This is a genomic window from uncultured Flavobacterium sp. (genome assembly GCF_963974175.1).
Classification (GTDB): Bacteria; Bacteroidota; Bacteroidia; order Flavobacteriales; family Flavobacteriaceae; genus Flavobacterium.
The window spans coordinates 25,659-42,076 of record NZ_CAXBBR010000019.1 but is presented as its reverse complement, the minus strand read 5'-3'; the positions used below and the strand labels follow the sequence as shown (position 1 = coordinate 42,076).

At 36.8% G+C, this 16,418-nt stretch carries 10 protein-coding genes; 5 read left to right on the top strand and 5 right to left on the bottom strand.

The genetic code is table 11. The features are described 5' to 3' along the window. Nucleotides 1-947 precede the first annotated feature (947 nt). The 3 genes from AAC069_RS17440 to AAC069_RS17430 are packed head-to-tail and all read right to left on the bottom strand — an operon-like array spanning nucleotide 948 to nucleotide 2,386. Nucleotides 948-1,202: a hypothetical protein gene (locus AAC069_RS17440; RefSeq protein WP_339921714.1), complete on the bottom strand. Its 255-nt coding sequence runs from the start codon at nucleotides 1,200-1,202 to the stop codon at nucleotides 948-950. A gap of 31 nt (nucleotides 1,203-1,233) precedes the next feature. Continuing rightward, entirely contained in the window at nucleotides 1,234-1,629 is a 396-nt protein-coding gene (locus tag AAC069_RS17435) for a DUF5675 family protein (RefSeq protein ID WP_339921713.1), read from the bottom strand. A 1-nt stretch (nucleotide 1,630) separates the two neighbouring features. Beyond that, nucleotides 1,631-2,386, bottom strand: a complete 756-nt coding sequence (locus AAC069_RS17430; protein WP_339921712.1) for a hypothetical protein — start codon at nucleotides 2,384-2,386, stop codon at nucleotides 1,631-1,633. Nucleotides 2,387-2,658: 272 nt separating this feature from the next. On the opposite strand from AAC069_RS17430, the gene AAC069_RS17425 reads away from it, so the two are divergent. After that, complete coding sequence (locus AAC069_RS17425) at nucleotides 2,659-2,862, top strand: hypothetical protein (RefSeq protein WP_339921711.1); 204 nt, start codon at nucleotides 2,659-2,661, stop codon at nucleotides 2,860-2,862. Nucleotides 2,863-4,211: 1,349 nt separating this feature from the next. On the opposite strand, the gene AAC069_RS17420 is transcribed toward AAC069_RS17425, so the two are convergent. Continuing rightward, nucleotides 4,212-5,510, bottom strand: a complete 1,299-nt coding sequence (locus tag AAC069_RS17420) for a Fic family protein (RefSeq protein WP_339921710.1) — start codon at nucleotides 5,508-5,510, stop codon at nucleotides 4,212-4,214. 628 nt (nucleotides 5,511-6,138) lie between these two features. On the opposite strand from AAC069_RS17420, the gene AAC069_RS17415 reads away from it, so the two are divergent. Beyond that, complete coding sequence (locus tag AAC069_RS17415) at nucleotides 6,139-6,558, top strand: hypothetical protein (RefSeq protein ID WP_339921709.1); 420 nt, start codon at nucleotides 6,139-6,141, stop codon at nucleotides 6,556-6,558. Between the two features lie 143 nt (nucleotides 6,559-6,701). Further along, nucleotides 6,702-8,879: a TonB-dependent receptor gene (locus AAC069_RS17410; RefSeq protein ID WP_339921708.1), complete on the top strand. Its 2,178-nt coding sequence runs from the start codon at nucleotides 6,702-6,704 to the stop codon at nucleotides 8,877-8,879. A 935-nt stretch (nucleotides 8,880-9,814) separates the two neighbouring features. On the opposite strand, the gene AAC069_RS17405 is transcribed toward AAC069_RS17410, so the two are convergent. Continuing rightward, on the bottom strand, nucleotides 9,815-10,282 hold the full coding sequence (locus tag AAC069_RS17405) for a helix-turn-helix domain-containing protein (RefSeq protein ID WP_339921707.1): 468 nt from the start codon (nucleotides 10,280-10,282) through the stop codon (nucleotides 9,815-9,817). A gap of 1,717 nt (nucleotides 10,283-11,999) precedes the next feature. On the opposite strand from AAC069_RS17405, the gene AAC069_RS17400 reads away from it, so the two are divergent. Both AAC069_RS17400 and AAC069_RS17395 read left to right on the top strand, forming a co-directional pair. Beyond that, on the top strand, nucleotides 12,000-15,032 hold the full coding sequence (locus tag AAC069_RS17400) for a SusC/RagA family TonB-linked outer membrane protein (protein WP_339921706.1): 3,033 nt from the start codon (nucleotides 12,000-12,002) through the stop codon (nucleotides 15,030-15,032). 14 nt (nucleotides 15,033-15,046) lie between these two features. Further along, entirely contained in the window at nucleotides 15,047-16,417 is a 1,371-nt protein-coding gene (locus AAC069_RS17395; protein ID WP_339921704.1) for a RagB/SusD family nutrient uptake outer membrane protein, read from the top strand. The last annotated feature ends 1 nt before the right edge of the window (nucleotide 16,418 follow it).

Below are 16,418 nucleotides of genomic sequence, written 5' to 3'. Positions count from 1 at the left end.
TTTTTGTTACTTTTTTTATCAAGGAAAAAAGTAAAAACATTCAATCGAAGATTCAGCGAACTGACAAAACAATATCCCACACATTAAAAACGTCCAATTTAGAACCGCCCTTAAATTAAAAACGAAAAAAAACAACGATAAAACGAAGTGGCAGCAGTCCGCGAGTTGAGCCTGAAAGGCGAACGGCTCGGGCTGCGGAATGGCGTTTTGAGGTAGTTTTTAAGTTTTGAATTTTCAGGCAGTGATTTTTTTGTTACTTTTTTTATCAAGGAAAAAAGTAAAAACATTCAATCGAAGATTCATAAAGACAATAATAAACCATGAATATTTTTTTATTACCGTCACACTGAGCGAAGACGAAGTGTTGATCAAGCAAAAAAGTAAAATCATAAATTAGAGAATATTCGTCCTTGTAAATAACAACTTCAAATCAATCTCAAAAAATGATTCCCCTTCTAGTGAGATTGCTTCGTCCCTCGCAATGACCCTGTACTCCTCCAACTATTTTATCTTCAAGATCACGATAAGCATTTCAACATTGGCCAGCGGGATTACCCGGGAGTCGAGGAGGAACGACGAGCGGCTCGGGCTGCGGAACGGAGTTTTGAGGTAGTATTTAAGTTTTAAATTTCCACGCCGTGAAATCGGAGATTATTTCATACGTTCGCCTTTCAGGCTCGGGTCATGAATACAAAAAAAACAAAAAAGCCCAAACCTAGTGGTCTGGACTTCATTGTAGCTAACTCAAATCACTTCAAATTAAACTATTGTTTGCGCTTCTTAATTAAAAACTTGAGCAGCATCGATACTATAAAACTGACTGTGGCGCCAATAGCAGCCAAAACAACAGTTTTGAAAATGTCTTCCGAATACAAATTCGGCACAATACTCAAAAAGATACCGCCTGCAGTATTTATTTTGGTGGAAATATCAATATGCATTGATAACTACACTTTACTGCCAGCTCCCTTAATCCCAGTCGAAGGACTAAGAGCATCATCATTACTGGTTGTAATCTGACTTATTGCCGAAAGCACGCCTCCAGCAACAGCTAAATACCCCCCAACGGACCCCACTAAAGTAGGCAATGCAATAGGCGCGGCTAAAATAGTTCCGCCAACTGCGGCCAATGCCAATCCAATATTTCGAAGCACTTTGAAAAATTTTGGCGTGGGAGCTTTCGCTCTTTTTACTATATTCATAATTTTACTTTTTTTTATTCCCGTTAGGGAATCAAGATTGAACAATTAAACTAACTTCCTCATCACGATCTAAAACTTTATAAATCGACTCTTTCAATTTATAAAATGCTTTTCGTGACATCAGACCCAAACCAGGTCCTGAAAATTGAGTTACGGGAGCTATACAGCCATTTAATTCTAAAAGGGCATTGTTCGCAGGATGAATCAGAATAAACTTTCTGCTTTCAACATTCATAACCTCCAAATGCCACTTGAATTTGTTACTGTAACGTTTTCTGATAAAATATTTCCCCTCTGGAATACAGGAAACCTTCGTTTCATTCTTTTTCCAAGGCAATTCAATGGTATTGCAAATAAATTTTCCCTCACATTCGAGTCTGCTATTTGTTCCATCAGGGAAATAAGTTCTGGATAGTACTAAAACCATCTTACAATCCGTTTACTAAAATCAAAGCCAATGGATTGTAGGAACCATTTTTCAACGGATACATCCTTCCATTAACCTCTTGAAAATACTCAACTCCAAGTGCCAAAAATAACGGACTGACACTGTTCGAACTGACCGAATTCAAATGGTTGATTGCGACGGTGGGCGTGTTGTCCCACGGAAAGACAACAGTCTCTGAAGTCGCTACTTCAAAAGTTTCAGCTTCAAAATTAATTGCAGCACCTGCCGAAATAATTTTAAAATGACTAGTCCCTCCTGGAGCTGCAATCATGTTCGCAGGGACAAATGAAGCCAAATCAACCGAAATTTCACCACTAGCCCGATCAATTGTCCCAACAAAAGGTGCAAACAAACTGGTTCCCAATTTCCCTCTAATGTTAAACTCAAAGCCTACAAGCAAATCCGCCTCACCATCAATTACATTGCGCAGTCCACGCTCATTAACTAAATCAGCTTGGATCACTTTAATCATACTCTGGGTCAATCGACTCACCATTCTGCTGTCTGCAGAATTCAAAAGCAGCGTTCGCAAAGCAGTTCGCAAAGTTTTCCCCGCCTTCCCTGCCCTACCAAATTCAGCACCATTCTCCCGCGTTCGCTGAAACGCTGGATCGTTCGCAATTCTACTCGCTTCAATGCCACCTTTCTCACGGGCCAAATGCCCGTCTTTGGTTTTGTAAAAAGTAATATCCCCGATAGTACCTTTTAACTTAATTATGCCTTTCTGTCTTGCCATAATTTCTAAAAATTTAAGTTTAAAATAATCCAATTACTCTCTCATTCCGAATACTCGTTGCAACTAAATCTTGAATGATTTCAAACAAAGATTCCATCAATTATTCCACATTTCAAAAAACGCTGGTCAATAACGGTACTAAATGGTACATAATTACCTACTTTAGTCACTTTTTTAACTAACTAATTTTCATAACTTTACAAATAAAAGTACGCCAATTAGACAAAAAAATAAATTGAGTAGGCGTAGATAACACCATAAAACGAACAAGTGTGATTGCAAGTAACATCAGGGTATGTATTTATCCAAAAGATGTACAACGGATTACTGGTAAAACGTACCGCCAAGCAAGGTTGTATCTCAACAAGATTAAAACCAACTTGAATAAAGAACCACATCAACTAATTTCAATCGAGGAATTTTGTGTGTATTCAGGTCTGCAAATGGAACATGTTTTGCGTTGTATAATCGGATAAGGGTTTAAAAGGCAATTCAAGAAAAGCCTCATATACTTCCACAATAAAGCATTACCAGTTCAATAACTAGTTCAACCAGTGGTTCAAATAACGAACCACTACATCAAAAGAAAAACCATAGTCAAAATCACCCTCAAATTTAAAACGTAAAAAAACAATCAATACTCCCTTTTTTAATTTCTCCCAGTCATTGCGAAGAATGAAGCAATCTGGCGGGGAAAAAATTAAAAAAAACCGACCCCATAACAAACCGCATATCCTTTCGAATAAAAACGCATGCTTTAGAACCGCCCTTAAATTAAAAACGTCAAAAAATAAAATTTGAAATTAAAAGGAGGACTGCCAATGGCAGTCAGGTAAATACTCAAAAACAGTTTTTAAATTTTCAGGCCGTGAAATCGGAGATTATTTCATCCGTTCGCCTTTCAGGCTCGGGTCATGAATACAAAAAAAAACAATATTAAAGCATGAATAATTTTTTGTTACTTTTTTTATCAAGAAAAAAAGTAAAATCGCAATTCAAAGAATATTTGCAATTCACAACAAAAATAGAAAATTTAGTAAACTCTGTTCCGTAAAATACATGATCCGAATTGTTATTTAATCTTAAACGTGATTGGAACTGATTTCTGAACCGCCCTTAAATTAAAAACGAAAAAAAACAACGATAAAACGAAGTGGCAGCAGTCCGCGAGTTGAGCCTGTAAGGCGAACGGCTCGGGCTGCGGAACGGCGTTTTGAGGTAGTTTTTAAGTTTTTAATTTTCAGGCAGTGATTTTTTTGTTACTTTTTTTATCAAGAAAAAAAGTAAAAACATTCAATCGAAGATTCAGCGAACTCTGGAAATACGAACTGACAAAACAATATCCCACACAATAAAAACGTCAAAATTAGATTCGCCCTTAAATTTAAAACGTCAAAAAATATTTGAAATTAAAAGGAGGACTGCCAGTGGCAGTTAGCTAGCAGCAGTCCGCGAGTTGCGCCTAAAATGCGAACGGCTCGGGCTACGGAACGGCGTTTTGAGGTAGTATTTAAGTTTTAAATTTTCAGGCCGTGAAATCGGAGATTATTTCATCCGTTCGCCTTTCAGACTCGGGTCATGAATACAAAAAAGACAATAATAAACCCTGAATATTTTTTGTTTCTTTTGAAATCAAAGATTCACGAACTCCAAAAAATTATTAACTCGTGAGTAATCAAGACAAAAGAAAAGATAATCAATATCAAAAACTCTTTTTTTGACAACTGATAATCCCAAATTGACAAGTATACCAACTATAAAACTAAAACGATGAATAAAACTGTTTAGTTTCGCTAAAAAAATTCGTAAATAGACAATTAAATTATTAAGATGTGTATTTTCCCATTATCAGGTCGAATTTATCAGATTTAATAAAATTTCGCTTCTTTTTATTGACTTGAATTATATCCAAAAAACCTAATTCAACAAGTGCTTTTAAGTCAGTTCTAGCGGTGAAATTTGAAACGTTGAACCGAACCTCAATTTCTTTTGTAGTCAAAATTCTATCGGAATCATCATGTAAAATTTTCAGGATCTGTGCCATCCTATCATTCACATTTGGAATCTTCATAAACTTTGCTGCTTGAAAAACTTCCTGCTGTTTTTTGCTAATATACGTTTTCAATGCTGCATATGATTTCTCCATCGTCATAATATGATAGGTAATGAAATATCCCAGATCATTACCATCTACCTCTGAATATAAAAATGCTTTTTCATATTGAGCTTTAGTGTCTTTAATAATTCTTGATATGGACAAGTATTCTGTTAACCAGTACCCTTTTTTTAGCATATACCAATAAAATATCGCTCTGGCCGTTCTCCCATTTCCATCAGTAAAAGGATGTATCCAGCCAATCATAAAGTGAATAATACAACCTTTTAGTATCGGATGTATAAAATCCTCATTGTCTTTATTAAAAAAATCACATAAATCTTTTACTAACACATTAAGTTCATCTTTCAATGGAGGTGTGTGAACAATTTCACTATTAACATGATTGACCACATGAACATCATCATGATCTCTAAACTGCCCTTCATCTTTGGCATCATCTAAAGTATTATTTGATATTAGTTTATGTAGGTATAATATTTTTTCAGCACTAATAGCTTCATTCTTATGCTGAACAATATATTTCATAGTAATATAATTGTTCATTATCATTTGCTCAGATTTATTTTTAGGCTTTTTCTCTTGCTGTATCATTTCCTTCGCTTTCTTTCTGGTAGTATTTGCACCTTCCATTTGACTGCTCGAAATAGCTTCCTCCATTATTGAACTAATAATAAATTTCGTTTTATCAGTTTCAGCAATCCCTATATTACTTCCCAAAGTTCCGCCAATATGCATATCAAATTGATGCAATGCTCTTTGAATGTAATCTGTAATCATATAACTAAAAGTATTTTTCCCGAAACGAATAGTATTACTTCTAATAAAGCGATATAATTTTACTGCATTCCATAACTCCTCAGGGGTACAGTTTTTTGCCTTATATTTTATTTTATCCCAATATAGATAATCATCTTGTATCTTTTTTAAGGTTCCATCTCCTTGCAAGTTTACCATTAGTGTAATGGTATTATCTTCCTTTATATATTTTGGAGCAGCTTCTAGCATAATTGTTATAATAAAGATTTCAACACAAAAATAGTCAAAATTGCGAGATTATACAAAAATCTCGCAATTTTGACTATTACATAATAGGATCTCGTCCACTCCTCTTCCAACTCAAATAGAGAACGCATAGGATTTTCTTTTTTAACATGAAATCAAAAACTCCTTTTTTTGGCGACTAATAATCCCAAATCAACAAGTACTTTACAGATAATTAAAAACTAATCCTTTGAACTACCTGAACTCTTGAAATTTCAATTTTATTTAGGATTGCCCAAATCTTAACTAAATAACAATCGATTCGATCTTCATCTGTTTCATTTTTACTGCTGGGCACGCAAAAACCATTTCAGTCATTGGTTTTGCATATTTCGCATCATTTAAATCACTTTTGATGTATTTCTTATAAAAAAGAATTGCTACCCATTTGCCTTTCTACGGAATTATTAAGCAAAAAGGACTTTTAGCAATGCTAATTTGGATTATTTTTCACTGTCAAAATAAAATCCAATCCTAAAAAAACAAAAATTCATACTATTTTCAAACACTGTTGATATTTAGTCTAAATAAATTTGCCGATTCAAATATGGAATTTTATATTTGCGCAGTTATTTTTAATTATTCTAAATAAATGAGAGGAAAATACTTTTTAATTGGATGTATTGCAGTGATAACACTATCTAGCTGTACTGATGATTCCCAATATACGTCTGTGGTTAGCAATAAAATTGCAATTACAACATTAATTTTCTTTGATAGTAATCTATCTAAACTCATAGGGCAAGCAGGCGCTTCTTATCATGCCGCTCAAACTGATTTTAGTGACCTATTGCACCCAGAGCTGACAGAAGGAGCTCTAACAGGAAGATTCTCAAGTATCAATTCTTCAAGGGTAGCTCACAATGTATTTGCACCTGAACATATTTACAATTCAACTGATCAACTATCATTCCGAAATATAGCGCTTTCAGCACCTTACTTTCATAACGGTTCTTTTAAAACTGTAAAAGAGGTCATTCCTTTTTATAATGTTCGAGATATAAGTCCATAAGAATGCCCAGAACCTGAAGTATTTGACAACATAAACAAAACAGAATTAGGGAATTTTAAAATTTCCTTAGAAAAAGAATCATTACTAGAAACAATTACTGATCATTACCGAAAATAATCTTTTTATAATCTACAAATAACAACATGAATTTCAATAAAATAATAATTATAACGGCATTCGCTTTAATAAGCAATCAATTTATAAAAGCACAAGTAAAAACCGAGAATACACTAAAAGAAGTAATAATTAAAGGATTTAAAACGGTAAATGGAATTGGCCATTTACCTAATAGTAAGGATGGGATTATTTATGCCGGTAAAAAAAGTGAAATTATCCTTGTAGATAGTCTGGATGCTAATAAAGCAGTCAATAATACCCGACAAATCCTTGGAAGAATTCCCGGACTGAATATTGTTGAGACAGAAAGTAGTGGATTCACTGCCAATGGGATAGCAACCCGCGGTCTTAATCCGTCACAAAGTGTAGAAATGAATACGCGACAAAATGGATACAACATTAGCGCTGATATATATGGTTACAATGAATCGTACTACATTCCACCTATGGAAGCAGTGAGTCGCATCGAAATGGTTAGAGGTGCTGCTTCCTTGCAATTTGGTTCTCAATTTGGTGGTTTAGTGAATTACGTCACCAAAGATGCTCCAAAAGACAAACCCTTCGAATTTATTACATCACAATCCATAGGTAGTTATGGGCTGTATAACTCTTTTAATTCTATTGGTGGAAACTATAATAAAATAAGTTACCATGGCTTTTTACAATACCGTAACATGGATGGATATAGACCCAATAGCCAGCAAACGCAAGTTTCTGGATTTGGAAAAATACAATACAATCATTCGGATAAATTAAATTTTGGTGTAGAATATTCTTTGCTAAGAAATAAAATAAAAATGCCTGGAGGACTAACTGATAGTTTATTTTATGCCAATCCAAAAAGTTCAACCAGAACTAGAAACTGGCTAAAAAGTCCATGGAATATTATTACAGCATACGCTAATTATACACCTAATAAAAACAGTACTTTAAGTGTAAAATCAACTTATTTATTTAGTGGCCGTTCATTAGTTTGGAGAAATGAAGATGGAGGAGCCCAAGCCACAGATGATATAGATCTCGCAACAGGAGAATTTGTACCTAGAGAAGTAGGCATTGAAAAAATGCACAACACAACAACCGAAGTCCGCTATTCTCAAAATTATTCTTTAGGAAATCAAAAATCTACATTGGCAATTGGAGTACGTCAAAGTTATGCTTGGTTTAAGCGCCAAGGTGGCGGTGAAGGTACTACAAAAAGTGATTTTGACTTATCCATTACTGGCGATTGGGGATATGATTTAGATTTTACTACCACTAATTTGGCACCATTTGTAGAAAATATTTTTAAAGTATCTAAAAATTTCACTGTAACTCCTGGATTTCGATTAGAATATTTAAGAAGTACTTCAAAAGGACATAAAGAAGTAGAAGGTGACATTCAAATTACAAATGAAAATAGAAACAGAACTTTTGCATTAGCAGGGCTTGGATTAGAGTTAAAATCTGGAAGAAATACGAATGTATATGCCAATATCAGTCAAGCATATCGCCCAATCGATTACAGCCAATTAGAACCTTTTGGAACAAGTTCAAAAATAGACCCCAACCTGAAAGATTCCAATGGATTCAATAGTGATTTAGGATATAGAGGAACCATAAGCAACTACCTTAATTTTGATATTGGCGGATTTTATATGGCGTATAACAAACGTATCGGACTAACATTAGCAACCAATCCAAATACTGGAGATTATTATTCTATCAGAAAAAATATTGCCAATAGTGTACACCAAGGAATCGAAAGTTATATCGAATTTAATATTCTAAAATACTGTAATTCACAATCTGATATTGGCTTAAGTATTTTCAACTCCTTTTCTTATGTAGATGCCAAATACACTACAGGAGAATTTAAAGGAAAAAGAGTCGAAGCAGCAGCCGAAACCATAAACCGCATAGGCTTAATTTTTAGCACTACTAAATTATCAACCACTTTACAATACAATTATGTTGGAGATGCTTTTGGAGATGCTTCAAATGCAATGACTAGCGAAGATCCAATTGCGGGTTACATCCCTTCGTATACAGTTTGGGACTGGAGCGCTTCCTATACTCTAAATAATTTTGCAATTAAATTTGGGGCTAATAACCTAACCGATAAAGCATACTTCACTCGTAGAACTGATGAATACCCAGGTCCAGGTATTATACCTGCTGTGGGACGAAGTTTCTACCTTGGATTTACTGCCAAATTTCAATAAACAAAACACCTATCTTTCTATTTCTAACCACACATATCTTTTTTGATAGGTGTGGTTTTTAATTTTAAAAGAGAGCTTTTGATTCTTTAATCTCAATAAGAAAAGCACATGTTCAATTCCAACCTTATCACACCACCATTAAAGAAAAACCCTAAGAAAACAATGTTTGAAATTAAAAGGAGGACTGCCTGTGGCAGTCAGGTAAATATAAACGAGCTAGTTTTCAAGCTTGCAGTCCCGATAGCTATCGGGATCAGGCTTGAAATCGAAGATTCATGAATACCAAAAAACAATAATAACCCATGAATAATTTTTGTTTCTTTTGCATCAAGGCAAAAGAAAAAATGTTCTTCAAATAAAAATACTGGAAATAAATATACAATTACATCTTGTTAATTCCCTTACACAACTCAAATATCGCATATTGCGATTTACGATATACTTAGGTACCAACTAGTAATTACCTTTATAAATGCTAATATTGCATATAGCAATATGCATTTTACCAATAAATATGGCACAATTAAAATACACTTTTAGCATGCTCTCCAAACTACTGCATTGAATTGCTCACCTTCATAAAACAAAAAAAAAGACACCTCATCAGCATCTTTTCACCCCTTTCCCCTACTCCTCCAACTATCATTTTTATGATAACCCTTCCTGAACTTATCCATCTTGATTCCCAGATAAAGTCCTATAGGCCATACTACAACAAACCCTATTATCTCATACCATTCCATACCTCAAATATAGAACGCATAAGGTTTCCTTTTTTGCAGCAAGCCAATTACTCCTTTTTTGACAACTAATAATCCCGAATTGACATCTGTTCCATCTAAAACCGAAAAAAATGCTTGAATATCTTTTTTAAAATCTTTTCCTTTACGTGCTTTTTTAGATGATTTATAAAGTCTAAATCAAATTTTGTAGTCTCAAAGCAAAATATTTTTTCCATAAAACTCCTCAAATAATTCACCTGGTTTCTTTCCGATAGCTTTTTCAATAAATATTAATTCGTAGGCATCTAAAGCACCTTTTCTATAATACAATTCACTTAATCTTATTTCGTTAATTCCAGTTTTGGCTGAAATTTCTTCTAGCGAATTTGTAATATTTTCGTATTTAGACATTATTTTCCCAAATTCATTCCGCTCTTTAGGAATCCATTTATTTAAATCAAATTTCTGATTCAGAAATACAATTCTAGTTGCATTATTTATAGAATCATTAAAAGCTTTTACAACTAAATAAAAGGTTTGAGCAGATAATCTTGATACTGAACCATTTTTAAGTTTGCTAACTTGTCCTTTTGATATCCCAGATATTTCGGATAGTTGTTTATCCTGCCATTTTAGTTCAAAAATCTTGTCACTAATGTATTTATCAATATTATGATTCATTTTCTTTGTTTAAAAATTTTGTAATTAAGAAACTATTGTTATATTTGTACTAGCGAATTGACAATTAGCCATTTTAGGCATAATTAAAACGATGTTTTCTCGAACCGAAACGACCAATTTTACTATCGAGAGTATCGTGAAATCGCTCCATGTCAAAAAGTTTCTTACTTTTGCATCCGGCATGCGAGCGGTTCTCACGTAAGCTTTAGATAGTACCTTTCCAATCGAAAGATTGCAGAGACGGGTTTGGTCGCCCACGGTTCTAAAGTGTGAGGCCGCTCCTTGCTTTTTTCTGCAAGTACCCTTCATACCCGAAATACATCGTTCCATAACCATAAACCTCTAAATTATGAGAACGATTTTTTTATGTACAACCGTTACCAAACCACCTTAACTACCTGCTAAAAGCAAGCCGCCTTTTGTTATCCCAAAACTGAAACAAACATTGCGTTAGGATAGAAAAACACCGTGAAGTACTCTTATTAGAGACACTTCCACCATCAAATTTGTAGTACTGATGTGTTCAACTATACCTTGATATATGAAAAAGGGAATTATATAAAATAACAATCACCTCTATATCAATCCTCAACCCTAACCTAAAATGCTTTTGGCACTTAGATTTAAGCTTTTTCTCTTTAAACTCGCACTTTAAAAGTATTGCCTTTATTTCTATTTTCCAAATGGTATCTTAAGATTTTAAAGTTTGTTTCAGAAAGGAGAGCAAAAGCAGTTTTTTTTAAATCCTAAACCCATTATTCATAAATCCCAGTTAGGAAAATGTCCCTTTCTTAACCGGTCGGGAATACCTATGTCAACTTTAAACTTTAAACAACTATTAACTACTCACTATTAACCATTAACTGTGAAGTGCCTATGATGAAATAAACGAGTACTACTAACTAAGAAACTCCTGCACCGCAAGCCTCTTTGAACAAAAAGTCTCATTAATTTAATTTGAATTTATTAATAAATGGTGCAGGATGTTTTACCCTAACCACAAAACAAACCGATAATAATTAACAATAAGATGAAATATTACAGACACATACAAGCCGCATTAATAATAGCACTTATAACATTGATATGCCTTTGGATTTATGGTTGAAACAATTATAAAAAACGGATATTCCAAAGTCACAACTGAACGAACGGTCCTTTAAATAAAAACACCTAACTAAAGACTTATAAAATCACGCTGTAGCTCATACCGCCCTTAGACTGTGGCAGCCGGGCACCTGCTTTTAGAAAATTCTGAAAAAATCCAACACTGTTTGAGCGGAGTCGAAATCGAAGATTCGCGAATTCCACTAAAAGTTAAATAGCGTGAGCAGTTTGTTGGATTTCAGAATTGATAAAATAGCGGGTCGGCGAACAGTCCAGGCTAGCGTTTTTTGGTTCTTTTTTGGGCGATAGGGCCAAGCGTTAATAAACAGTACGGTGGACTGTTTTAGCGAAGGAGCCAGACTGCCGCGCGGGCAAAAGAACAATTAAAAATATATTAACTAAACCTCCTCACTATGATAAAATAGAATCTCAAAACAAAAAAGGCCCTCTAACCCGTCTGCAAACTAGTATAGAGAACCCTCGCAAACAAAACTAACGTTTCATTTAACTAAACCAATATTATGAAATGAGCATAACGCTTATACGATGCAAGCATCAATAGCTATTTGCGAATTACATAAGACCGATAAAAAACAATAAATATAAACTTATGAAAAATATTTCATTAAACAAAGGCTTGGGAGCACTTTGGTGTCCGCTTATTTTCGGCCTTTACCTCTGCTGTACCCCTGCTCAAGCAAACAACAGACTGAGGCAAATGCAATCCCCACACCAACAAAACCAAATAAGCGGTACCATCACTGATGGCACTAATCCTTTACCCGGTGTGACAATTTCCATAAATGGAAAAAGAAACAATACCGTTAGCTCCGACCTCAACGGGCAGTACATCCTTTCGGCTACTGCTACAGATACGTTGTTAGTCTCCTTTATAGGCTTCAAAACAGCAATAGTTCCCATACGCGGACAGAAAATAATTAACATACAATTGCAGGAAGACATGACCTCCTTACAAGAAATCCGCGTCAACGCAGGTTATTATTCCGTGAAAGAAAGCGAACGTACCGGAAGTATCGCGAAAATCACAACCAAAGACATAGAAAAACAACCCATCAATAATCCCTTGGCTGCAATGCAGGGAAGAATGGCGGGTGTCAATATTACACAGAATACTGGATTACCCGGCGGGGGATTCAGCATTCAAATACGGGGTATCAACAGCATCCGTAACGGAGGCAACGATCCTTTATATATAGTCGACGGACTGCCATATGGCTCTCAATCACTGGTAACAACCAGTTTAGCCAACGGTATCCTCCCCGGAACAATAAGCCCTCTCAACAATATCAACCCCAATGACATAGAAGGTATTGAAGTACTCAAGGACGCCGATGCAACTGCAATTTACGGTTCTCGTGCTGCCAATGGAGTGGTGCTGATCACTACCAAAAAAGGAAAAGCTGGCGCAACCCATTTCAACATAAACACTGCAACTACCATTGGGAAGATTGCCAGAAAAACAGACTTGATGAACACCCAGCAATATCTTGCCATGCGCCGGGAAGGATTTGCAAATGATGGAATTGTAGAATACCCTGACTATGAATACGATGTAAATGGGACTTGGAGTCAGACCCGCAACACCGACTGGCAAAAGGAACTCCTCGGTGGCACCTCATATAGCAACAATACCCAAGCATCAGTTTCCGGCGGTAGTGAGAATACGCAATTCTTATTAAGCGGAACCTATCGTAGGGAAACTACCGTTTTTCCAGGTGAAGCGCGTTATGGAAAAGGGGCCCTGCATAGCAGTATGGTTCACTCTTCAGGAGATCACAAGTTTAAGCTGACATTCTCCGCAGATTATGTAGCGGATAAGAATACATTACCGGGTATAGACCTTACGAATGCGGCCTACAATTTGCCTCCAAACGCTCCGGCACTCTATGACGCATCTGGTAAACTCAATTGGGAAAACGGCACTTTTGAAAATCCGTTGGCCTTTCTCGAAAGCACCTTTTTGGCGACTACCCAAAACCTGATTTCAAATGCATTGCTTTCCTATAAACTCTCGCCTGCATGGGAATTTCGGACTAGCTTAGGTTATAACGATATCCACCTGTCTGAATCACTCACCTCTCCGTCAACAATGTTTAACCCAGCCTATGGCGCCGGCCCGGAATATTCGGCTTTATCGGTAAGTTCGGCAAAACGCAACTCATGGATTATCGAGCCACAATTAAATTGGGCAAAAAAATGGGGAGCTCTTGAATTCAATGCATTAGCTGGTACAACTTTTCAAATGCAAAAATCGCAACAACTTTCCCAGAACGGAGCTGGTTTTGTAAGCAATAGCCTGATCAATGATCTGGCAGCTGCCGCACGCCTTTCCATAGTAAATCATGAGCTCTCTGAATACAAATACAATGCGGTGTACGGGAGACTTAATATAAATCTTAAAGACCGATATATCATAAACTTAACGGGGCGTCACGACGGCTCTAGCCGTTTTGGTCCGGGAAACCGCTTCGCCAATTTTGGTGCGATAGGTACTGCTTGGATTTTTTCGAAGGAAAATTTCCTCAGTGCGATTCCGTCAATAAGTTTCGGAAAACTGCGTGTCAGTTACGGAACATCTGGCAACGACCAGATTGGCGATTACCAATTCTTAGATACCTATCAGGTGTCGGGGCAAAATTACAATGGAATTATAGGTATAAAGCCCACAAGACTGTTCAATCCTGATTTTGGATGGGAAACTAACCGGAAATTCGAGGCGGCCATGGAGATGGGGCTTTTCTCAGACCACATTTTTCTAACTTTAGCATACTTCCGGAACCGCTCATCAAATCAGTTGGTTGGTATTCCATTGCCGGCAACAACTGGTTTCACTTCGCTACAGGGAAATCTCGATGCGACAGTCCAAAATACTGGGATTGAAGTAGAATTGCGTACCGTCAATTTCAAAAAATCCAATTTTCAGTGGATCTCAACAATCAATTTGACAATTCCTGAAAATAAAGTACTGGCATTCCCTAATTTAGAAGGATCCACTTATGCAAATACGCTAGTTATAGGAAAATCACTTAACGCTCGTAAAGTATACCACTACACGGGCATAAATCCGCAAACGGGAATATATACCTTCGAAGATTATAATGGTGATGGAAAAATAGCATCAAATGATCGACAGTATGTTGTCGATACCGCTCCAAAATATTTCGGTGGCCTTTCCAATCAACTCACTTATAAAAATTGGGCTTTCGATTGCCTTTTTCAATTTGTCAAACAGTTGGGGGGCAACTACCTTACTTCTAGCGGATTCGCTGGTGTAATGGCAAACCAGCCTGTTGAGGTGCTCAACCATTGGCCTCAGGACGGTGCTGGGGCTGCAACCCAAGTATATACCAGCGGATCGAATAATGATGCTGTCATTGCGGCTTCACGCTATAGCAACAGCAGCGCAGCCTTCACCGATGCATCATTTATAAGGCTCAAAAATGCAAGCATCTCGTACCAGCTTCCAACACCGTGGTCAAAATCACTCTCCGCTAAATTATACTTGCAGGGACAGAATCTTTTTACGATAACACACTACAGAGGTGCCGATCCCGAAAATCATTCCGGGCTATTTCTACCGCCCTTACGACAATATACCTTGGGATTTCAAATCAGTTTCTAATTCAAATATTAATAATGATGAAAAAATTTAAAATAATACTTTTGGCAGTCATGGTGTTTTGTCTGGATGCCTGTGAGAGCTTTACTGAAGTGGATCGGCCACAGTCACAGCTTACCGGATCTTCTGTTTATGAAAACGCCGCAACGGCTACTGCCGCCCTGTCGGATATTTATGCAAGCCTACGCGATCGCGGGATCGCTTCGGGAAATGCACAAGGGCTATCCATACTGATGGGATCGTACTCAGATGAGTTACAGGTCTATTCTAACGATAGTCACGTTACAAATTTTTACAAACACAATGTATTGGGTTCAGACCCTAGTGTATCCCAACTCTGGAGCAACAGTTATTCACAAATCTACGCAGCTAATGCGCTTATCGAGAGATTGCCAAATTCATTAGTAGACAATGAAAGTAAAAATCAAATTCTTGGCGAAGCCCTTTTTCTACGCGCCTACCTGCATTTTCAACTGGCGAACTTGTTTGGTGACATCCCGTACATAACAACTACCGATTACAGTCTCAATAGAATTGCATTAAAATCAGCTCCCCATCAGGTATACCAGAGCGCAATAAATGATCTCTTAGTAGCGCATAACCTGCTGGGAGAAACGGATCCCTCGGGAGAACGGATAAGGGCTAATAAAGCGCTCGCCACAGCATTGCTGGCACGTATTTATTTATACACGGAAGATTGGTCAAATGCAGAACTAGCCTCGCAACAAATGATCGACAATCCAATGTATAGTATCCCTGATAATCTTACCGAGACCTTTCTGAAAGATAGTCCTTCTGTGATATGGTCACTACATCCCGGACTGGCAGGCAACAATACGTCCGATGCCCAAATCTTGATTTTTACAAGCGGTCCTCCCCCTTTTGCGGCTGTCAGTCCCTCGCTACTGGCTGCTTTTGAAACGGGGGACAACCGTAAAAGCCAATGGTTAGGCAAGATAACAAACGGCACGAATACCTGGTATTATCCGTTCAAGTATAGGCAAAATACCAATACCGGAACTTCTGAGGAATATACTATAGTATTCAGGATCGAAGAACAATACCTGATTCGTGCCGAGGCACGAGCGCATTTGAACAAGGTATCTGGAGCGCAGATGGATTTAAATACAATCCGTAACCGCGCTGGTCTTTCCAATACCACAGCTGCAACAGAAGGCGACCTTATTACTGCTATTTTACACGAACGACAGGTAGAATTTTTCATGGAACAGGGGCATCGATGGTTCGACCTCAAAAGAACAAACCTGGCCAACATGATAATTGGCGGGCTAAAACCGGCATGGCAAGACACGCACGTCCTGCTACCAGTACCAGAATCAGAACTTTTGCTCAACAGCAACTTGCAACCACAAAATCCAGGTTATTAAA